Genomic DNA, 21,354 nt, shown 5'->3' with positions numbered 1-21,354 from the left:
CGACGAACCAGGGTTGTAAGGACCGCCCGAGGAACACAGTCCTCGAAGCCATCTTGGAAGGGCAATCACGCCCACCAGAGATGGTGTCCGCCCCGTTGGCACAAAAGATAAGAGACAAGCGCTCCATGACGCCCAACTTTCGCATCCACCACTTGATACAAGAGCAGCTTGCCGAACGGGCGTAAGCGTGGCCTCAAGCTTTCAGTTACCCACAACTTCCTGAGCGAGCTGCATTCCAAGGACGATGTCGGTCATCTATGCGGCGGCCAGGGAGCCGGACAGACCTGCCAGGGTGGCCTCAAAGATTTCTATGGGCCGGGCGGGGGTGCCCCGAGAGATTGCAGAGGCAATCTGTTGGCTACTTTCGTCCAAGGCGTCCTATGTCACGGGGACGATTCTTCGGGGGCTGTAGGTTTGTGAGGGGATAAAGTCTCGGGGTTTGGTTTTCGGTTTCGGCTGACCAACACCGAGTTCAGTAGCTACGGCTACGACGCCGCCGGCCGCATCACGAGCCTCACGTAGAACCTGTGCCTACCGTCGTGGCTATTGGGCCTCAGGATTGGGGCTCAGAGGTGTCTACAAAAGCCGGAGATGGCATTGCCCGCCCACCTACAGTGCCGAGGTTGAAGTGAGGCATCTGCCGAGCAGGATGGGGCCTCGCGGAGACGGCATCAGCGTGCCAAAGTGGAGGTTCAACGCAACCACTTAAACCTGGAGGCCTCACCATGCAATCTATCGAAAATCTGCCGGTTATTGGCCTGGATCTGGCGAAGTCGGTGTTCCAACTGCACATCGTCGATGCAGATACGGGCGAAATCCAACGGCGACAGATCAAACGCGCGAGACTCACCGAGTTCTTCGCCAAGTGCGTTCCAAGCCTGGTCGCGATGGAAGCGTGTGGCACCTCCCACTACTGGGCTAGTCGAGACAGTTTTTCCTAGAAGACGCGGGAGCGAAACCACTCGATGGTGTCGCCTTTCAGCGCAATGGAGCTGACAGGGTCAGTGCCTGGTCAGTTTTTGAAAAATACATTGGAAACAACGTCATAAAACCGGAGGGTTGGAGTTGTTGTGCACGATTCGTCGCGTCCACGGATCCATCGCACGCCCGCTTTCTGCAGCGACCCAAGCGTCCAGATGCACGTCTCGGCGCACTTCTGGACCGTTCACATTTTTATCCGATGGGATTTTTCAAAAATAACTATGTTTTCAAGCATCTCCAAGCTCTATTCCGCGCAGGGAGTGATCCCTATGAGCTTCCTCCCCCGCGGCATAAGCCGTTCCGCGACGGGCCTCCTTCTGCTCCTGGCATCGTTGGCTGCGCCCGCGTTTGCGCGTGACACACGGCTGGTGTTGCCCATCGACCCTGTGATGCAGCAACTCGCCACGCGAGACGCCATTGGCAACGATGTCCAGCTTCGCTTCGCGGCTACACCACAGGCCAAGGCGGCGCCGGTGCAGATGCTCTTGGCGGAGAGCTACGCACGGCCTTACTCCACAACACAGCGCTATGCCGATGGCCGGCCGGTGATCCGCAGCGACGAGGAGACCTGCCGTGAGGCGATGCGCAATACGCTGGCGGCGCTCGCCAAAGCGGCGCGTGCGCGTGGTGTGCGCGTGGTGACGCAGGTCGAGAGCTTCTACGAAGGCAATGTGCTTTCGACGCCCGGCGCCTACGAGTGCCATGCAGGAACCGGCAGCGCCGAGGTCCATTTGCGCGGCAGACCGGGCGCCGACGGTGACGCAGCCGCCACAGCGTCAAATGTCGCCAGCATCGAGGACATCAATGCCGTTCCCGGGTTGAACGCGGAGGGCCGTGCGGCGTATCAAAAATTCCTGCAGAGCACGCCGCCGCGGACCCTCGTCATCCGGCAGGCTGGCGACAGTACCTGGGTTCACTGGGCTGACGGCCTGGTGCCGCGCGACATCAACCGGCCTTCGGATCCGACGCAGCGGGCGCTGGAATATTGCACGGAGCGACGCCAGGGCGAGTGCAGTGTCTACGCGGTCGACTACGCCGTGGTCTACCGGAAGCCGCAGGCCGCTGCGCCCGAGCGGCATGCGATCTCTGCGGGGCCTGCTGTCAGCATCTACAAGTTGCCGGTCGACAGCCACTTTGCCGACGTCAACGATCCCTCCCTCGTGCCCGTGCGCGAGAACATCCGGGACCGGTATCTTCGCTTCCTTGCCTTGCCCATGCCGCGCGCCTTCGGGATTGCTTCGGACGGCACGGCAGCCCTTGCATCCGGCAGCGCCGCGATGGCGGACGTCCTGAACACCTGCGAGCGCGAAGGCAAGACCTGTTGGCTCTACGCCGTGGACGACCGCGTGGTATGGCAATCCGACCCGCGACAGCGCATTAGCCGCGTCAACCAACTCTCCAGAGTCCAGCAGGACACACATTCCCCTTGAACGATCTCGAAATTCGACCGCCGAGCCGCTCGCGGATAAACCAATTTTGACGATTGCCTTCATGGCGCATGGCAAGCCGAGCGAGACGATCCTCTTGATTTGCGTCGCCACAACCAAACCTGAGACGACATGCTGACCCCGCCTTGTCTACGCACGTCAAGTCGTCCGGCTAAGAGGTTGCGTGGCACGCGACCCGCTTGTCGAGTGAATCCGTACACGTTCATGCAGATCCTCGCTCCAGTCGCCGATGTCCGACCCGGCCTAAGCCCGGGCGTCATGCACACTTGGTAAATTCACTCAACCTTCAAGGCCTGGAAGAAGCTTTCTGTGGTCGCGCTGTCCCAGGCGCTACCCGTCCTGCACATCGACATTGAGATGCCAAAGTCCACCGCCAGCCGAAACTATGTGATCCGTGTAGAAGGCAAGAACGCGACAGTAAAGGATGTCATGGTGGCGGGATTTTGCTACCGCGTTCTATTGGAAGAGGCCATCGGTAGCCCTGCAATGGTCGTCAGATGCTTTCAGGCCTGGACGAAAGAGCAGAGCCACGGGATTGACCTCATGAGCAAAACTGAGATAGCGCAGGCAAGGGCCTGGCACAAGGCACATCGCTACGCCCACCGTGAGGCATCGCCGCTGCTGAGTTCGCCTCAGACCTTGAGCTTTGTATTCAGGCTGGAATAGACGCAGCAATGGCTTTCGGTACCCTGCAGCAGTCCTGCGCGCGGAGCGTCACGTTACGTGGCGACCTCCTCGCGATCCTGCGCCATCGCCTCAGCTACCAGTTGATCGCGCGTCTGGGGCAGTGCCCCTGCTGCGGAAGAGCCGGCGCAAAGCTACTCTTGTGACAGAAAGACTAGATGTGCGTAGCGGCTTGATGATCCGGCTTCAACACGTGCGCTACAAATCCCTGATCTTTGAGAACCGCAGATTCAAACTCGGCCAGCGAATTGAATATCCCATACCCCTTGTATGCCTGCCGAAAGGGGTAGAGAACAGCGCACTCATCCGTGTTTTCATTCAGCAAGAATATGTGCCCAAGCCATGAGTACCCAACGACATGGCTGAAGCCGGGCAACTGCGACTCCCAGCAACCGAGCGCCGTAGTAGGTCGGGGGGACGGTAGCAGCGAGTATGTCAACTTGTCGCCTGTCGTGGAATCACCGCTGAGGTAAAAAAGTTGAGTGCCGTGTAGCCGCACAGGGGGCTCTACGGCCAAGAGACCTCAGGAGCATCCATCACCTACTGCAATGCCGCCGAATCGAGTGCCCATACCATCTCTGCCGGTGGCTGCCATAGTGCCGAGCTTGCCTGATCGATCTCTGGCGAATGTACTTCTCATCTTGCGAGCTCAATCCCTGCTCCTACATTTACCTCTCGGATAGGAACTAGTGTTTCCGAGCCGTCGCATCTAGTTAGCAACCACACGCAATCAGGGGCTGGCACCTCGGTCAGTATGTCTGCGCCCAGTGCCCCACAAAGTCCGCGCGCTAGCCTATTTCGGTCTAGCGCTTCGAGTTCGTTGATCCTCCAGGATACGAGGCAGCCAAGGCGAAATTCGCCCTCGGTGTACTCATCCATTTGAAGAAATCCTCTGGCTCCACTCACCGGAAAGTCCGAGCTTTCTACAGCGATTCCAGTCGCTGCTCGAAGGGCCGCGAGAATCGAGGCCTCGGAGTGAAGATCTCCAACGAAGAACTGGATGCTTTCAACGCGGCTCATATTGGCTGCCTCCTCCAACGACTAGTTGCGGTCGAATTCCGTATACCCGATCAGCTCCCCGACCTGCCAAGAACGATGCCGGCGGCAACGCCAATCGGCCAGACAAGGGCAGGGCCGACTCTTTCTGCGGTACCTCCCCCATGCTGATCGACATAGGAGGCGCCAATCGGTCGTTCACGGCCAAGGCTCGGCGGACGGCAGCCTTAAAAGGTGAGGCGAGTTGCAGCATTGAGCACAGGACGGAGTGACAAATCACCCGATGCTATGAAGGGTATATGCCTGTGTAGCGAAAAACTGGACGCACGTCCCCCCACATAAGTGGGGGGGCAATTGCGCATAGTCCAATCTTCAATGACGCTGGGCTACATTTTCGGATAGGCCAAGAGGGCTTCTTCGCGTCCTTGGGCTGTTCTCCGAAGTGATCATCCAAGATGCCTTGGCTCATCCGAGCAAACTATTGGAAGGCTCGATGATCTGGCAGAAAAGTTGCGCCAGCAATGTATCGGAAATGATGGCATATCAATGGGTGAACCGCTGCCGTTCGCGATCAGTGCAACCTACTAACGCCTCACAACTGGCGGAGCGAACTTTTCTTGGTGGGCCTCCCCGAGATGGAGATTGGGTGAGATTTATTTGCTGAGTCGACAACTTCCAATTCAAGACGGTGAAGATCGACAATATTCTTCCAAAGTTGGTAGGCCACATAGCGAGGTACGACCGTTTCAACGAAATCGCCGGCATTGAGACGCGCTGACCCCACTTGGAGAAACGGAAAACTGAGTGTCGGGGAACCCGGTAGGTGTGCTTGCACAAACCTGATGGTGGTGGGATGCCTGCCAATGTTGCTGACGAAGATCGATAGCTCAAGGTGCTCCCCGGATTGAAAGGGGAATCCGCACGCAGTGATTTGGCGTTTGTCTGCCCGGGAGGGCATCCATCGGCCAAACGCGGCGAAGAGCGAAATTGCAACCGAAAGGCCGGAAATGGCTAGGCTGAGTAGCGCGTTACTCCCATTGGTTGCGGCGAGTCTGGCGTCTGTGCTCATATGGATCTCTTGCGGCCTCACGTTCGTCGTCGATATGCTGCCGGTTGTCGAATCAGGGGGGCGGCGCGTGCTTCCGACGAGTCGCGCACAAGGCGGGTGGATGAAGTGATTGCGATGGAGCGTACGTTTCCATTGGAAGCGACGAAGGTGTCGAGATCGAGGCGGCGCTACCGCTGTCGGTCGCACTGACGAAGACGACGGTGCGAGCAGCCCCTGCGAGAGGTCCGAACTGGGGCCCTGGTGCCGTCGTGGATATGGTCAGTCCCGCTGTCCACCTCGACCTCGGCATCTTGGGCGATGACCTAGGCGCTGACTATTGCCAGCGCCATGCAGATGATGGTTTGCGCGCGACCGCACGCGTAGTTTCTGTTGCGACGGTTCATGTCTATGAACCTCCTAAGTTGATTTGAGACGAACGCGGCGGATACTCGCTTCGTTCCAACAGAAAAAAATCATTCACATGGATGAAAACGCGCGAGCCAAGCGGCCCAGTGCCGATGACATCAACTCGACTGACGCCTTGGTGAGCCTGATTGACGCGTGCTATGCCGCGGTGGGTGAGGACAGCGCTTGGCGAAAGCTCCTCGGCCACCTGTGCGGTGTTTTTCACGCCAACATCGGCCTGCTCGTGTTGAAGGGTGAAGGGCAGTGCGACAAGGCCTTTTACGCCGCACATAACTATTCTGAAGCGCTGGCGCGCGAGTACTCCGAGCGCTGGTGGGCGTACGATGCGCCCTTGCTGCGCGGTATTGAGCAGGGCCTGTTTCGCACGGGTGTAGCGCGCCGCTCCAGCGACCTGATCCCTACGTCAGAGCTGCGCCAAACCGCGTACTGGCGCGAGTTTATGTGCCGTATGCCGGCGCTCTATGCCATGTCCGGAGTGATCTCCGATGGATCCACCTCGGGCGCCCCGCCGCCCATGTTCATCAGCCTGTTTCGCCCAGAAGAGGCGGTGGACTTCTCCGATGCCGACCTGAGTCTGTTCGAGCGCCTGCTTCCGCATTTGCTGCGTGCCTTCACTCTGCATTGGCGCCAGCGTAGTTTGCGGGAGCAATTGGATGTGATGCGCGGCGGGCTGGACAACCTGGACTTTGGCATCGTGTTTCTGGACGCCGCCTTGCAAATTCATCATGCGAACCAGACGACGAGCCGCATGGCCGCCCAGCCTGCACTGGCCCGATGGATGGGTCGACTGCCTTTGGCGATTCCCCGCCAGGGCGAACTCGCAGCGCTCATCCGCGCGTGCGCCGCGGGGCGCGGCGCGAGCCTGCACATGGGGGCAAACAGCAGGGGCGGGCGAGGCTTGGTTGCACTCGCCTTCGCGCTGCCTCAGCCGCTTACCACCGCCAACGGCGACCTGCGCAACGCGCAGATGCTGGTGCTGGCCGATCCCCAGCACAGCAATGAAGCGGCGGCTCAATTCGTGACCAATGCCTTCGGCTTGAGCCGTGCGGAGGCAAGACTGTTGCCCCTGTTGATGACCGGCCAGAGCCCCGCGCAGATGGCCAGCAGCTTGAGCATTGGCCTGCCCACCGTGCGCAGCCATTTGGCCTCAATCTTCTCGAAGACACGCACGGGTCGACAACAAGAATTGTTAAACATGTTGAACGCGCTTCCGCACCTTCAGTCCCGTCGCTGAGTCAGGTGACTGGGCTCCTGACCGTCTGCGTACTGCCACCGGCGCCACCCATTTCTCCAAGGTTCGCTACATCGCTAAATCCAGCCCAGGGCCAAGCCGGACGGCCTGGTGGCTGGTGCTCAGCGTCGCGCCGGCGTGCCATAGGCCGGGGGAGGGCACCACGACGTTCATGGGCACCAACAACTCGCCGACGTCGGCCGGTGGCATTCGGCATGGGCCGCGACGGGGTCTGGATCATCTCAAGACAGGCAGGCGGCTGGGAATCTATGAACCAAACAGGAGAGCACCACTTCGGCTCTTCGCGTGGGCTGGCCGTTGGACCTGTGCATCTATCGGCATTCGGCAAGCCCGCGATCTGCACGTTCTTCACGGATCGCACGCGGACGTCGCCAGTGTCGAGCAGGCGCACGCAGATGTAGTCGTCGGCTTCCAGCCCCGCGCCTGCGGCCTCCGTCACAGATGCGGACAGTCACAGGCCTGTCGAATTGCCTTGGGCGTCGGCAGCTTGCTCATGGTCAAAGCCGGTCAGGCGAATCCGCCGCCACTTGCTCTGGCAGTGGGTCCACGGTGTGGTCGTGTTTAATATAGGTTTCCATTTATTAATATTTCGCATGACGAAAACTTTCCTCCAGATTCAAAAGCAGATTGAACAACTCCAGAAGGAAGCAGAGCACCTGCGCAAGAAAGAGGCTGATGGCGTGCTCAGCCGTATTAAGGAGGCAATTGCGGTGTACGGCTTTACTGCTGCCGAGCTTGGCGTTGAGAAGACATCCGCTCGAACTGGCCCAACCAGGAACGCCGATGGCAAGAAGACGCAGATGCGCAAGGCGAAGAAGTCGTCCGGCGTGACTGATGTACCGAAGTTCAAGGACGACCAGGGCAATGTATGGAGCGGCCGAGGTCCTCGTCCCGTTTGGTTCAAGGCCGCACTCGAAGCGGGCAAAACTCCCGACGAGCTACTCGCCTAGTAGAAGTCGATTTCAGTACGATGCCAGCACCATCTCGTCCCCTCGGCCAGAGCGGCGAAGGGTGGTTCTGCGGCGGCAACTGCACCGTCCTTCGCAGCGGCAATCGTCGGGTGGGCCGGCCGCGTGTTCTGCACGCGGCCGCGCGCGGATGTCCCGGGCGTCGAGCGGGCGCACGCAGACGTAGTCATCTGAGCTCAGTCTCACGGCCTCCATCACAGATGCGGGCAGTCGCAGGCCGTCGAGCTTCCCCACCGCGTTAGTCCTTGGGTGATTCCTGCCCTTTTCATCAGAAGCTATGCGTTGCATACCAGTCAATTGAGCAGGGGCAGCACTGGCGCGCCGGCTCGAATCGCGACTTGCTGGCCGAGGCTTTGCCTGACAGATGGTGTTTTCGAGGCCGCTGAGCCCCGGGGAGGGCGGAAGCGCGAGGCCTGAGAAAAGCGAAGGGGGAGGGGCTCGCCAGCTCGGCACGCGGAGACCTCGACCATGAAAACAGCATTGTTCGCCATCCTGTTCGTTGCTGCGCCGGTCGTTTCAGCGCGGGCTCCTTGGCAATGCCGGGTGGCCTGGTGTTTCGCGTTGCTGGCGCCTCAGCGGCGCCGATTCTCGAGGCGGCGAACCGATCTGGTAGTCGTCGCATCGGCCGTAGCGGCAAGGGCAGCCACTACGTTGGCGGGCACCGCAGCTGAATCCATTGAGCGCAGAGCGAGTCCTTCTGCTCGACGTGTCAGACGCGGGCATTGGGCATGCGCGCGCACCGAAGCTGCGCCAAGCGCCGGTGGCACCGTAGTAGAGTGCTGCATCGCGCATTGGATCTCTCGTATCGGATTCAAGACGTCGGTGACGGCCGAAATGGGCGTGGGTCCCAAATGGGACAAGGCCCATTGATTCAACGACAACGAAGAGCAGACAAAGAAAGCAGAAGCACGTCCATGAAACTTCAGCCCCGCACCTTCCTGCTTGCCGCCGTCTGTGCGGCCTTCCTCGGCACCGCCGCCGCTGCCCCCGATGCCCGCATCGCCGCGCTCGCTGCCAAGGAAAAGCCCTTGTTGCTCGAAACGCTCAAGGAGTACGTTTCCATCGAGTCGGGCAGTCGTGACCTGGAAGGACTGGACAAGCTCGCCAATCTGATCGCGGGCAAGCTGCGCACGCTCGGCGGCAAGGTCGAACTGATTGAGCCGGCCGGCGACGAGGTCTACCGGATGGAAGACACGCCGGAGAAGATCGGCAAGGTGGTGCGCGCCACCTTCAAGGGCACGGGCACCAAGAAGATCATGCTCATCGCGCACATGGACACGGTCTACACCATCGGCATGCTCAACAAGCAGCCGTTCCGCATCGATGGCGACAAGGCCTACGGCCTGGGCATTGCCGACGACAAGCAGGGCGTGGCCGTCATCACGCACCTGGTGTCGATGCTGCAGGCGCTGAAGTTCAAGGACTACGGCACGCTCACCGTGCTGATCAACGGCGACGAGGAAATCAGCTCGCCGGGTTCGCGCGCGCTGCTCACCAAGCTCGGCGGAGAGCACGACGCGGTGCTGTCGTTCGAAGGCGCGTCCATCAAGGATGACAAGCTCTCGCTGGCCACCGCGGGCATCGCCTCGGTCACGCTGAACGTCTCGGGCAAGGCCTCGCACGCGGGCTCGGCGCCCGAGCTGGGCGTGAACGCGCTGTACGAGCTGTCGCATCAAATTCTGCAGATGCGCGACCTGTCCGACCCGGCCACGGGCCTGAAGATGAACTGGACCATCTCGAAGTCGGGCACCAACCGCAACGTGATCCCGGCCAGTGCCACCGCAGGCGCCGACGTGCGTGTGCTCAAGGTGGCCGACTACGACCGCATCGAGCAGCAGGTGAACGAGCGCGTGAAGAAGCAGCTGGTGCCCGAGACCAAGGTCGAGCTGAAGTTCGAACGCCGCCGTCCGCCGTTGGAGGCCAACAGCGCCTCGAGCGCCATGGCAGCTCACGCTCAGGCCCTCTACAAGGAACTGGACCGTCCACTGGGCGCTGATGCAAAGGCCGCCGGCGGCGGCACCGACGCTGCCTTTGCGGCCTTGAAGACCAAGGCCGCCGTGGTGGAGCGCTTCGGCTTGCAAGGCTTCGGCGCGCACTCGGCCGATGCCGAGTATGTGATGCTCGATTCGATCGAACCGCGCCTGTACCTGGCGGTGCGAATGATCATGGACATCTCGCGCGGACAGGTTCCGGGGCTCTGAGCACAAGCCCGTGGATGAGCTCGTCGGCGGTGAGCACCATCCGCAACATCGCGCTGTTCGTTGCCTGGCATCCACAGTTGGCGATCAAGAGCATGTCGGCCGCGCCTGGGCCTACAGCGGGCGTGAAGTCACCTGATGCCATCGGTCTGTCCCGCGCAGAGCTCTAGCTGGGAGTGAGACATTCGCTTCGCGGGCCATCGCTCGCATTCCAGTCAACGGTCGCATTCCAGCCACGTTCGCACGACTCGGGTTCGGGTGGCCGTGCTTGGGATGCTTGTAGGTCAGCAGCAGCCGGGTGATGAGTTCGCCGCAGGCCATGCCTATGCGTTGCCCCCAATCGATCAGACGCCGAGGCGTCCATTCCAAGTGGGCGCGGTGGGCAGCGGGCATGTGGACCTCCACCGTGGTGTAGCCGCTGCAGCGCTCGTTGCGGGCGGCCACGCGCTGGCCGCGCAGCAGCAACTCCACACTGTGGCGAGGCAGACGCGTCTCCAGTGCCTAGCTGACGGGCGCGTGAGGCACGCTGTAGCGGTGGACCTCCAGCTCGAGGTGGCGGTCGATGTGAACCTTCACCGTCTTGAAGCGTGCGAGCGAGTACGGTCGGCGCGGAAGCGCCATCAGAGCCGGCGCATCCAGTTCGGCCAACACGCTGGCGTGGCAGCCCGGCAGCTTCTGGAACGGTCGGTCGTTCACGCGCGATAGCCGCTCGGTGATGGCTGCATCGACCTGGGCGACGGGGTCGAAGCGGTGGTGGCGAAGCCGCGCCAGCACCCAACGGGTGAAGACTCGCGGTGGCCTTATCCCTCGGAGTTCGTGGGCGGGCAGCAAGCCCGAGGTGCCGTCGTAGCGGGCGAAGTCGAGCAAGGTGTCGTTGGCGCGTGGTTCGCAGCGGGCGGGCGAGGCGAGGACTGCTCGTGCGTTGCCCGGCAGCCATCCTACGTCGACCCAGCCATAGCTCTCTGGTCCGCAAGCTAGACTTCGACTGTCGGCCAGGAGGCGACTCTTGCTCTTGCGCCTGCAAGCGGTCGATCGATGCGCGGGGTCGACTCCTCGGTGAACGGCAGGCCGACGCAAAGGCCGTACGGCACTTACGTACACCTGGGGGAAGCGGATCCTTTGCGCCCGCGTTGCGCTGTCGTACAAACTCGCTTCAATGAGCTTCTCACATGCTGACATCGCCTACTTCCTCGAAGTAGCTCGTCATGGGCACGTCGGCCGTGCGGCCGAAGCCGCAGGCGTGACGCAGCCCGCCGTTTCGAAGGCTATTCGGCGACTGGAGGATACCGTCGGCGTCGCGCTGTTCGATCGCGGTGCACACGGCGCACGCCTCACTGCCGAGGGCCAGCTTTTCCTCGAATCGGCGCGGCGCTTCGATGCCGAGTACATCGCGCTGATGCGTTCCGCCTTGGAGTTGCGGGCGCAGCATGCGGGCCTGTTGCGCGTTGGCCTGACCAATGCGGCCAGTGACGGACCCGCGGTGCGGGTGCTCTCGGACATGGTGCGGCATCGGCCGGGCCTGCGCCTGACGATGGTCATAGGTAAGTCCGATGCGCTCAACGATGCGGTGGAAAAGGCCGAACTCGACGTCGCCGTCGTGCCGTCCTATCCCGGTATCTCATTCAGTTGCGACCAGCTCGCCTTGAGCGAAGACACGGTGCGGGTTGCAGCTCGCGCCGACCATCCGCTTGCGCGGCGGGCCGCGCTTGTGCTTTCCGACCTGAAGGACTGCGCCTGGGCCATGCCGAGCCGCCAGAGCGCCGCGCGCCGACTGGTGACGCGGATCTTCGAGCAGGCCGGCGCGCCAGCACCTTACGTCACGCTGGAGGTCGATTACATGTCGGAAGCCGTGATGGGCCTGATTGCCAGCACCGACCTGGTGGGCCTGGTGCCATCCTCGGTAATGCGCGCCTGGCGTGACCGTGTCGAGGCGCTGCCTTTGCCGATGCTCGAATTACGGCGCACGCTGGTGCTCCTTACCCGGCCACAAGCGACGTGGTCGCCGTTGATGACGGCCTTTCGCGATCTGCTGCTGGCGGACCGCCCGTCGCTTGCGGCCGCCCGCTGAGCGGTACCGCCATCGGCGCGCCGTGCGCCTTCATGCATTCCCGAGGGTTATCGGAATCTCTATCGAAGGGAATGGAGTCCGGCGCCGGTCTGGCTAGATTGAAGCCTCTCACCGCTTCAACGAGAGCCCACCGTGAATCCACCCAATATCGTATTGATCGTCGCCGACAACCTTGGTTGGGGTGAGCTCGGCTGCTATGGGGGCGGCGCGCTGCGCGGCGCGCCGACGCCCCGCATCGATGCCCTGGCACGCCAGGGCCTTCTACTGCAGAACTTCAACGTCGAAAGCGACTGCGTGCCGACCCGATCCGCACTCATGAGCGGGCGGCATCCCATCCGCACCGGTTGCCTGCAGTCGGTACCCCCCGGCCTGCCGCAGGGCCTCACGCGCTGGGAGGTGACGCTCGCCGAACTGCTGTCGGCGCAAGGCTATGCCACGGCCCACTTCGGCAAGTGGCACCTCGGCGATATCGAGGGCCGTTACCCATCGGATCGCGGCTTCGACGAGTGGTATGGCATTCCGCGCACGACCGACGAAAGTCAGTTCACGTCGACCGTCGGCTTCGACCCGTCGGTCGCCGACATCCCCCACATCATGCGTGGCTGTCGCGGCGAGCCGTCGGAGATAGTCAAGGTCTACGACCTCGACAGCCGTCGCGGCATCGATGCAGAGCTGGTCGAACACTCGCAGGCTTTCATGCAGCGCCACCATGCAGCGCGCAAGCCCTTTTTCCTGTACCTGCCGCTGGTGCACTTGCACTTTCCGACGCTGCCGCATCCTGACTTCGCGGGACGCACTGGCGCGGGCGACTTCGCGGACTCGATGATCGAGATGGACCACCGCGTCGGCCAGATCATCGACGAGGTCGACCGGCTCGGCATCGCCGACGACACACTCTTGATCTTCTGCAGCGACAACGGCCCGGAGTTCCGTGCGCCTTACCGCGGCACAGCTGGCCCGTGGCGCGGCACGTACCACACGGCGATGGAAGGCAGCCTGCGCGTGCCTTTCATCGCGCGCTGGCCCGGCCGGATCGAGGCGGGCCGCGCCAGCAATGAACTGGTACATGTGACGGACCTTTTCACCACGCTGGCGGGCGTGGCCGGTGCATCGTTGCCGGCCGACCGGCCCATCGACGGCGTCGACCAGCGCGCCTTCCTGTTCGGCGAACAGGAAAAATCGGCGCGAGAGGGCTTTCTGTTCTACATCAAGAACGATTTGCGTGCGGTGAAGTGGCGTGACTGGAAGCTGCACTTCTATTGGGAGCCGGAGGTGAACGAGGGCAAGGGCAAGCTCGAGTCGCCCTACCTCTTCAATCTCACCCGAGACCCCAAGGAAGAGACCGACGTGCTGGTCTTCAACACCTGGGTGCTCGGCCCCGTCCTTCGCATGGTCCAGGCCTTCAACAAGAGTTGCGAGCAGTTTCCCAACACGCCGCCAGGCAGGCCCGACTGAGCGCCGTCGTTTTCACATTCATCATCTTCAGGAGTCCCGAATGCCCACACCGTTCCTTCCCCGTCGCGTGCTGGTGATCGCGGCCGTCGCGCTGTGCCTGCCCGTTGCGGTGCTCGCCGCTGGCGACCCCGGCGCTTGGCCCAATGCCAAGCCCATCACCTGGATCGTCGGTTTCCCGCCCGGCGGCACCGTCGACGTGCTCACGCGCGTGGCCGCACGCAAGCTCGGCGAGAAGACGGGGCAGCCGGTCATCATCGAGAACCGGCCCGGCGCGTCGGGCGCCATCGCGTTGCAGGCCGCGGCCAAGGCGGCACCGGACGGCTACACGCTCATCACCGTGCCCGGCCCTGTGCTGTACGCAACGCAGGCGCCCGAGGTCGGCAAGGACCTGGTAGCGGTCGCCACCTTGGCGCAGGGTCCGATGGTGCTGGTGAGCGGCACGCCGAACGCGCCCGCGCACCTGAGTGACCTGATTCATGCGATAAAGAAGAACCCGGCTGCGTGGAGCTATGCGAGTTCGGGCAGCGGCACGGCACAACATCTTGCGGGCGAACTCTTCAACGTGAGTGCGGGCACGGCGATGACGCATGTGCCGTACAAGGGGGGTGGCCAAGCGGTGGGCGACGTGGTTGGCGCGCAGATCCCGCTCGGCATGCTGGGCGTGACGCCGGTCCTGCAGCAGATCAAATCCGGCAAGCTCAAGGCCTATGCGGTTACGACCAGCTACCGGATCGAGAGCCTCCCCGACGTACCGACCATGAGGGAGGCCGGGTTGAAGGGCTACGACGCCGCACAGTGGTACGTGGTCGCGGCACCGAAGGGGTTACCAGCGGCGCAGGTGCAGCAACTCAATATCTGGGTCAACGAGGTGGTCGCGTCGGACGAACTCAAGCCGGCTTTGGTGGCCGGGGGCTCCATCGCGGGCAAAGGCAGCGCGACCGATGCGCAGAAGTTCGTTGAATCCGAAACCCGAAGATGGAGAGAACTCGCGAAGTCATCGAAGCTGGACATCAAGTGAGTGCTGGGCAGTGTGCAGGCTGATGCGTGGCTTTGCGAGCAGGCCGAATTGGCACGTACAAGCGTCGGCTTCTTGAGGGCAGCGCGTGCACCGGATGCGCGAGCAGCCGCTCGGCGCCAGAGTGCATGTCCACCGGCTTCGTGCACAGCCACAGCGCGTCGATACGGAACAGCGCTGCACCATGCCGTGCCGTCGGGACCGGCCGAGATGGGCCATGCCACGCCTACGCTGACAGCCCCACGCTTGAGCTCGCGGCGAATCCCTTCGGGGAGTAACCGCTGGCGCCGCTGCTGGGGGCCGGGGCGATGAAGGCAGCGACAGCGCAACAACGCGGCCGAGCGCGCGCTGCGAGGTGTTGCGGCTGAACTTCGCGGCGACATTTCGCACATGGAAGCGGTGTCAAAGGCAGGACCACCATCTTTGGTCATTCGCCAAAGAGCGCCTTGGTGTACTTCTTGGAGACGGCCCCGCTGCGCTGTCCGTTCGAGCCATAGTATCGATCTTCACGGCACAGTCGTTCCTTTACATCGCAGAAGATCCCATTGGCAAAGGTGAATTCAGTCCGATCAACATCACTCGTCGTGAACAACTCGGTCGCGGCAGCCTTCTTGCCGAGATACTTTTTCGTCAACTCTCGGGAGATCCCTTTGTCATCGGCGCACACGTAGCGGTCGCAAAGCACGCCCGACGCGGGCGATTGGATCTTGGCTGGCTGTTTGGCGTGAGCGGGTATCACGCCCACGGCCAACAACAGGGCCAGAGAAATCGAATGGCACGTCTTATTCATATAGACCTCGCTTGGTGGGTAATTCTTCGTTCGAAGATCAAAGGATAAATGGACGAAACTCCGCTGATGGGTTCTGCTGGTCGAGTTCCAACTGGTTTTTCGCACGTGCAAGCCAAAGAAAGGGAAACAATGTGCAAGAGCCGAGCGACCTACCACGAGCAAGGCGATCGCCAGCGGCGTTGACGTCCCACAGCTGGGGGCGGCGTTATCCAGCCGTCAATAACGGCTTTGAGCGGACGATTCCCTTGCAGCGAAAGTCCGCAGGTCTTGGAACGCCTGCGTCGCTACGGCCGCGGCGCCAGTTGTGAACGAGGTTTTCGTTCGGGCCGAAGGCTCGTGTTCGCGCCGCCACAGTGGCGTCGGGGCTCGGCACACGCGGCCGCAATCTGTGCTTTGAACTCAGCGCTGTGCCTACGCCGCGACCTGGGCTCACGGCCATGAACTTCCAGTTAGAGGGAGAGGGTGGCTGGACAGCATTGTCTAGCGGCCGACTCGACGCCAGGTGAGGCGCCCAGGGGGTTGGCACAGACTGGGCGTGTCGGCACGCCGAAATGCCGTGCGATTGCGTTTTCTCGCTAGCCCGCAGGCGCGCCGAGGGCGAAATCCGATGAAGCCGTCTCTTCGGCGCGGTACCAAAGCAGTGGCCTCGGGGCCGCGCTCAACAGGCCGAAACGATCTTGTCGCGAATGGTCGCAGCCGCCGCGGGGGCGCGTGGCGGGTATGCATCAACGACTGCTAGCCACTCGATAGCAGCGGGTTCAGCGGAGCGGATCTGTGCCCTGCCGCTGTCGCGCGTCCCACTCTTGGATGAAATATTCGGCGCGAAGCTTCAGCCTTTCGAGCGCGGCTTCGCGACTGGCCTGCTGCGCGATGACCAGCACGCACCGCTGGGCGGGGCCCTTGCGCAGTTCTGCCTTGCCCGCGTAGGCGCCATCGGCGGTTTGCTGGAGTTCGAGCCAGCAACTCCAGCCTTCAGGCAGACCCAGGTTGGCGAGGGCGGCTGTCATGGCGACTGAAGCATAGTTCGCCGCTGCGCATTACTCAAACCTCAAACGCCGGGCATCTAGGCGATCAGGTAGGTTGGGCTGGACCATGCCAGATGACCGTCTTCCAGCGTGACGCACACATAGAGGGCATCTTCCTTCAGCTTCGTGCGCTGGATGCGGCGGCTGATCTTTGCCGTCTTGACGATGTTCTCGTCAGGCAAACGGAAAACCCGCATCTGCCGCTTGATGCCGCCGCCCGTGCTCAGGACGATGTCATTCAGCCCGATGTCGCGCACTGGAATTTCGGCCTTTGCGAGTGCTGTTTCAATCTTGAGGACGCCGGCTTGAGCGGCTTGCAGCTTCACGTCCACGCCGCCAAAGCCGCCAGTCGTGAGCGTCTGCCATGCAAGCGTGTCTGGCGTCGGCTGCTGCACTGTCTTGTCGATGTTCCACAGGTTGATGGGCGTGAAAGACTGCACGCCGTTGCCTTTGAACGTTGCACTGCCGTCCCAGATGCTTTGTCGACCTCGACCTCGGTACTCTGATCCTTCCCAAATGATGCGAACCCGGCTGCCGAGTGCTTCGGCGTCATAGGGCCTCCAGGTCTCCAAGACCTCGGTACGGTTGCGGATCTCGATGCGTTCGATGGGAACACCTGCTGATACGTCGATTTCGAAAGTGACCCATTCGTCATCCGTATGCAGGATGTCGCCCATCATGGCGCTCGAGACACGACTCGTCATCTCGCCACCCATCTTCGGGTCATCGCCATAAAGGTCGGCCAAGTTGTCAAACTTGACCCGAGTGTCGAGATGCAGGCGGGTCCCGGTCGTGGCGTAGTGATGGCGGTGGCGCAAGGCCTCAAAGAGTGCGTCGCGGCTCAGATCAGTGGCTAACAGGCAAGACAGTCCACCGTAGGCGCCAAAGAGAGAGGCGCCTGGATGGCTAGCGCCATGGCGGCCTTTGTGGCCGTCGGAATTCGCAAGCACGCCCACTCGGTAGCCTTGCTCGAAGGCATCTTCGAGCAGCCATTCGAAAGTACCCCAGTCAGAATGCACTTCGACTGAGCGCTCGATGAGGCCGTCATGGGCCACAGCGATGTCGGCGTAGCGTCCACCAATGTGAGCGAAGACTACACAGTCCTCGCCGGCCAATGACTTGAAAAGGTCGCTGGCACTGTTTGCGTCGGATGCCACGTCGCTCAGGTCTTCGACCAGTGCGTGGTGCGATCGATGAATGGGACGCCCCTCATGCTTGTACATGACGTTGCGGTCGCCGCCCAGGCCCGTGTTGCCCGACCATTCGTAGCCGGGGAAGATAACGAAGCGACCGTCTTCGTTGAACTCCGCGGTCAATCGGTTGAGCTCTTCCCAGAAGGGGATGGTGATCTGGAAGTCATTGCCCTGATGACTCATCACGTCGAGAAATGCACGATCGCGGGCGAACTCGATGAGATCGCGCGCCGAATTGGTGCCGATGGTCTCTTCCGACTGGCCATGCAGGTCTGCCCAAAAAGGGGAAAGCTCCATAGCGCTGGCGATGCGCAGCGGGTTCGAGCTGGAGATTGTGCGGCCTGCCGAATCTTTGACAACGATCGTCAGGTCGCCTGGCTGGTCGACGGAGAGGTTGCGAATGATTGTGGAGAGGTCACCGCCGGGGAGGTCCAGCGATTCGGGCAAGCCATTGACCGGCATGGATGCCTCCAGCGAGAAACGCCCTGCAACCAAGTGACTGGGGTTGCCCCATTTGTCTTCTCCCTTGAAGCCGAGACTGAATGTCTCGCCCACACGTCTTCCGGTGGGCAGGATCGCCTTGTAGAGCACCGCTGGACCGGCCTGAATATTGATGAAAGGCTGGTTCGGCAACTCGACGAAGTTGTAGGTCGCGAAGGCGTCGACCAAGAACTTGAACTCGAAAGTCGGTTCGGTAAAGGTCTGGATACGAATGCCTGGCGAGCCGAAGCGCGTATCGCCGATGCGCACTACGATCTGGTCGCCTTCGCGCAAGAACCCACGCTGCACACGCACCGACAGTGTCTTGTCCCAAGGGCGAATATTGCCCTTGGGGTCGTAGCGTAGTTCCAACACGGCGCCATTGCTCGCTTCGGCACTGACGTAGTTCCAGCCCTTCGGGTCGGTGAACTGCAGCTTGCCCATGTCGCTCGCGAAGCGATGCACGATCTTGAGGCTACCGGTGTCGTCAATGCCGAAGTATCCCGCTGTGTAGGTGTAGGTGAATGATCCGGCGTCGCCCGCCTCGCAGGCGGTGGTCGGTGAGACGGTGACATGGCCGACGCGGTCGTTCAGGTAGGTGGAGTGAAAAGCGTTGTTTCTCATGGCGGTGACAGTGGCAGTGGCTAGTTGGTGGAAGCGCTTCGCCCGAACCTGCGCGGGGTAGGCTCTCGAAGCGGGAGGAAACGGATGTGCCAGCGACGCTAAACTTTTGAGGCGGGGTCGTGCCGCCCTGGGGAATCGCTGTTGCCTGATTGAGGCGCAAAGAAGTCCAGCTTCAGAGCGAAACGCGTCGGTGGAACAAGCACTCGCTGGAATGTGATGGGTACATGTCCGAAACTGCGGCCGACGATGTCGAGTTGCATGCCGAATGTGCCGGCTGAGATGCTGAGTTGTGCGGCATCTTCCAACGAAAGCGGGACCATCGTGGCGAATCCCTCCGAGCGCAGTGTTGGCGCGGAAAATTCGTTCTCCAGGATGGCCTTCAGGTTTGTGTCAGCCAGTCTTTTCTCCGCGATGCGCAGCAACTTTGCAAAGCGGGTTGCGCCCAGGTACATCTGGCTCAAGCAGACAAACTTGCCGCCCACGTCGAGTCGACGACTGACTTGAACATAACCCTTCGGGTCGGCGCCCAGTGCCGAGGACCAGGCACCAAGCTCGGAAATGTGCTCTCTGGCCGTGATGGTGGCGAAAACTGGAAGTTCGGGCCCCCCTTCCGGCGCGACAAAACGGAAATGCCAAGTTCCCGCGATGGGCCTGCGGTCACTACCGACAAACGTCCCGTGTCCCTGCTTGCGGACGAGAAAACCCTCGTCCATGAGCTTGCCCAATGCCTTCTGCGTCGTCCCGAGGCTGAGGCCCAAGGCCTCGCTGAGTTCGCGTTCGCCCATGACCTTGGCGCCTGCACTTAGATCGCCAGCTTCGATGGCGTTGACGACCGCTTGCCGCAGCCGGGCATGCTTGGGCAAGGCGGCCGAAGCCAGGTGAAAGTGGACAACGATGGCTGGCACCGGGATATTCATGGCTCTAGTCTAAGGGCGGCTTTTGAATTGATCAATAGCATTGAAGCTATAGAGCTTTATGTGCTGGCGTACTTGTTGCATAGTCAGGAACATCTCAACTTGTTGGAGCAGCTTTCATGAAACCTCGCCATCCTCGATTTATTGGTGCGGCCCTTGCTCTGTTTTTGTGCATCGGTGTCGCTACTGCGTTTGCGCAGCAACCGTACCCTTCCAGGCCGATCCGGGTTCTGGTGCCCCAGGCCGCCGGCAGCACAGCCGACTTGATGGCACGCGCCATCGGCAACGAAGTGGCCAAGCAACTCGGGCAGCCCGTGATCGTTGACAACAAGTCTGGAGCGGGAGGTGGAATCGCCATGGCCGAACTGGCGCATACCGCGCCAGACGGCTATACGATTGGTCTGGCGTCGCAAGGCACCTTGGTATTCAACTTGTCCCTGTACGCCAAGCCGGGCTATGACTCCGTCAAGGACTTCGCACCGATCTCCTTCGTGGGCGGCGTTTCCAACGTGATGGTGGTGCCGAGCAACAGCACTGCCAAGACCGTGGCAGACGTGGTTGCTGCGGGCAAGACGAAGCCTGGAGGGTTGACCTTTTCCTCTGGTGGCAGCGGCACCAGTCACCACCTTTCAGGGGTGCTCTTTTCGCGGCTGACTGGAGCGGACGCCATGCATGTGCCCTACAAGGGTGCTCCGCAGGGCATCCTGGCGGTGATGAGCGGCGAAGTCGACATGGGCTTCTACAACACTCCCACCGTGCTGACGCAAATCAAGGCTGGCAAGCTCAAGGCGCTGGCAGTCACTAGCCTGGCGCGCTTGCCGTTGTTGCCTGAGGTACCAACCCTCGACGCGAGCGGAGTCAAGGGCTACGAGGTCAACACTTGGTTCGGGTTCGTCGCACCTGCCGGCACGCCTCGCGATGTGCTCGATCGACTGCACGACGCAATTGAAAAGTCCTTGGCATCGCCTGCCCTGCGCGCGCAGTTGTTGGTGCAGGGTGTCGACATCGCGAAGGACCAATCCCCAGCAGTCCTGACCAAGATGCTCAAGGACGACCTGAGCAAATGGCCTTCGATCATCAAAGCGTCTGGCGCCAAGGTCGACTGAGAGGGCTCTTGCGGCGTTAATTTCAGGAGGCACATCGGTATGTTGGCGCCGACCAATGGGATGGACGCCTCCACCCGTAACGGCATCGACGTGCCAAAGTGGAAGCGTTGATCAACCACTTGAACCGAAAGGGGCGTCCACCATGAAGATTACGACTGTTGGCATCGATTTGGCAAAGAGTGTGTTCCAGGTCCACGGCATCGATCAGCAGGGCAAGGTGATGCTGAAGAAGCAACTCAAGCGAGCCCAGATGGCACCGTTCTTTGTCAACTTGCCGCCGTGCCTGATCGGCATGGAGGCCTGTGGTAGTGCTCATCACTGGGCGCGCAAACTGCAGTCAATGGGGCATACCGTGCGCTTGATGGCTCCGCAGTTCGTCAAGCCCTACGTCAAGACCAACAAGAACGATGCTGCCGACGCTGAAGCGATTGCTGAGGCTGTCGCCCGGCCGAACATGCGCTTTGTGCCCATCAAGGATGTCGAGCAGCAGGCCGTGCTCGCGCTGCACCGGGTGCGGCAGGGATTTGTGAAGGCACGCACGGCGCAAGGCAACCAGATCCGTGGGGCTGTCTGAATTTTTGTGTTCGAGGCGGATGTTGATCTGCTCTCGATTGATTTCTCTTATGTCTTCAGGCCCCTGCCGGGCCGCCGGAGGCACCTCGGTTGAGCCCATGTATTCATGG

The 21,354-nt window shown here is 61.5% G+C and carries 16 protein-coding genes and 2 pseudogenes; 12 read left to right on the top strand and 6 right to left on the bottom strand.

Annotation, left to right across the window (positions count from 1 at the left end; genetic code table 11):
- Positions 1-244: 244 nt before the first annotated feature.
- The 4 genes and pseudogenes from AC57B8_RS01530 (at position 245) to AC57B8_RS01515 (ending at position 3,095) form a co-directional block, all read left to right on the top strand.
- Positions 245-412, top strand: coding sequence for an SDR family oxidoreductase (locus AC57B8_RS01530; RefSeq protein WP_496478423.1), 168 nt, complete (start codon positions 245-247; stop codon positions 410-412).
- Between the two features lie 313 nt (positions 413-725).
- Positions 726-920, top strand: a pseudogene (locus AC57B8_RS01525) (IS110 family transposase); the annotation flags it as partial.
- 330 nt (positions 921-1,250) lie between these two features.
- Positions 1,251-2,411 carry a hypothetical protein gene (locus AC57B8_RS01520; RefSeq protein ID WP_496478422.1) on the top strand — a complete coding sequence of 387 codons (1,161 nt, stop codon included), beginning with the start codon at positions 1,251-1,253 and terminating at the stop codon, positions 2,409-2,411.
- A gap of 327 nt (positions 2,412-2,738) precedes the next feature.
- A complete protein-coding gene (locus AC57B8_RS01515) occupies positions 2,739-3,095 on the top strand; it encodes a hypothetical protein (protein ID WP_496478421.1) in 357 nt (118 codons plus the stop codon).
- Between the two features lie 1,606 nt (positions 3,096-4,701).
- Here the strand turns inward: AC57B8_RS01515 and AC57B8_RS01510 are convergent.
- Entirely contained in the window at positions 4,702-5,178 is a 477-nt protein-coding gene (locus AC57B8_RS01510) for a hypothetical protein (RefSeq protein ID WP_496478420.1), read from the bottom strand.
- Positions 5,179-5,638: 460 nt separating this feature from the next.
- Between AC57B8_RS01510 and AC57B8_RS01505 the strand changes: the two genes are divergently transcribed.
- The 3 genes from AC57B8_RS01505 to AC57B8_RS01495 all read left to right on the top strand — a co-directional run bounded on the left by AC57B8_RS01505 (position 5,639) and on the right by AC57B8_RS01495 (position 10,004).
- Entirely contained in the window at positions 5,639-6,817 is a 1,179-nt protein-coding gene (locus AC57B8_RS01505) for a helix-turn-helix transcriptional regulator (protein ID WP_496478419.1), read from the top strand.
- A 611-nt stretch (positions 6,818-7,428) separates the two neighbouring features.
- Complete coding sequence (locus tag AC57B8_RS01500; RefSeq protein WP_496478418.1) at positions 7,429-7,785, top strand: H-NS histone family protein; 357 nt, start codon at positions 7,429-7,431, stop codon at positions 7,783-7,785.
- Positions 7,786-8,717: 932 nt separating this feature from the next.
- Positions 8,718-10,004 (top strand): M20/M25/M40 family metallo-hydrolase, encoded by a 1,287-nt coding sequence (locus AC57B8_RS01495; RefSeq protein WP_496478417.1) that lies wholly within the window; start codon positions 8,718-8,720, stop codon positions 10,002-10,004.
- 498 nt (positions 10,005-10,502) lie between these two features.
- Here AC57B8_RS01495 and AC57B8_RS01490 read toward each other — a convergent pair whose 3' ends face one another.
- Positions 10,503-10,868 (bottom strand): hypothetical protein, encoded by a 366-nt coding sequence (locus AC57B8_RS01490; RefSeq protein WP_496478416.1) that lies wholly within the window; start codon positions 10,866-10,868, stop codon positions 10,503-10,505.
- A 289-nt stretch (positions 10,869-11,157) separates the two neighbouring features.
- On the opposite strand from AC57B8_RS01490, the gene AC57B8_RS01485 reads away from it, so the two are divergent.
- From AC57B8_RS01485 to AC57B8_RS01475, 3 genes are all read left to right on the top strand, one after another.
- Entirely contained in the window at positions 11,158-12,069 is a 912-nt protein-coding gene (locus AC57B8_RS01485) for a LysR family transcriptional regulator (protein WP_496478415.1), read from the top strand.
- A 132-nt stretch (positions 12,070-12,201) separates the two neighbouring features.
- Positions 12,202-13,524 (top strand): arylsulfatase, encoded by a 1,323-nt coding sequence (locus AC57B8_RS01480; protein WP_496478414.1) that lies wholly within the window; start codon positions 12,202-12,204, stop codon positions 13,522-13,524.
- 40 nt (positions 13,525-13,564) lie between these two features.
- Entirely contained in the window at positions 13,565-14,542 is a 978-nt protein-coding gene (locus AC57B8_RS01475; RefSeq protein WP_496478413.1) for a Bug family tripartite tricarboxylate transporter substrate binding protein, read from the top strand.
- A gap of 424 nt (positions 14,543-14,966) precedes the next feature.
- Here the strand turns inward: AC57B8_RS01475 and AC57B8_RS01470 are convergent, their stop codons facing one another.
- The 4 genes from AC57B8_RS01470 to AC57B8_RS01455 all read right to left on the bottom strand — a co-directional run bounded on the left by AC57B8_RS01470 (position 14,967) and on the right by AC57B8_RS01455 (position 19,568).
- The gene (locus AC57B8_RS01470) at positions 14,967-15,329 is read right to left on the bottom strand and encodes a YcgJ family protein (protein ID WP_496478412.1); all 363 of its coding nucleotides are present in this window, start codon (positions 15,327-15,329) and stop codon (positions 14,967-14,969) included.
- Between the two features lie 758 nt (positions 15,330-16,087).
- Complete coding sequence (locus tag AC57B8_RS01465; RefSeq protein WP_496478411.1) at positions 16,088-16,336, bottom strand: hypothetical protein; 249 nt, start codon at positions 16,334-16,336, stop codon at positions 16,088-16,090.
- Between the two features lie 56 nt (positions 16,337-16,392).
- Positions 16,393-18,651, bottom strand: a complete 2,259-nt coding sequence (locus AC57B8_RS01460) for a DUF3604 domain-containing protein (protein ID WP_496478410.1) — start codon at positions 18,649-18,651, stop codon at positions 16,393-16,395.
- Between the two features lie 98 nt (positions 18,652-18,749).
- On the bottom strand, positions 18,750-19,568 hold the full coding sequence (locus AC57B8_RS01455; protein ID WP_496478409.1) for a GntR family transcriptional regulator: 819 nt from the start codon (positions 19,566-19,568) through the stop codon (positions 18,750-18,752).
- Between the two features lie 116 nt (positions 19,569-19,684).
- On the opposite strand from AC57B8_RS01455, the gene AC57B8_RS01450 reads away from it, so the two are divergent.
- Positions 19,685-20,671 (top strand): Bug family tripartite tricarboxylate transporter substrate binding protein, encoded by a 987-nt coding sequence (locus tag AC57B8_RS01450; RefSeq protein ID WP_496478408.1) that lies wholly within the window; start codon positions 19,685-19,687, stop codon positions 20,669-20,671.
- 142 nt (positions 20,672-20,813) lie between these two features.
- Positions 20,814-21,236, top strand: a pseudogene (locus tag AC57B8_RS01445) (IS110 family RNA-guided transposase); the annotation flags it as partial.
- Positions 21,237-21,354 lie beyond the last annotated feature (118 nt).

The sequence above is a fragment of the Variovorax sp. BGA-UO-ETr-C22 genome, assembly GCF_059567965.1.
This window is presented reverse-complemented; position numbering and strand designations above follow the sequence as displayed.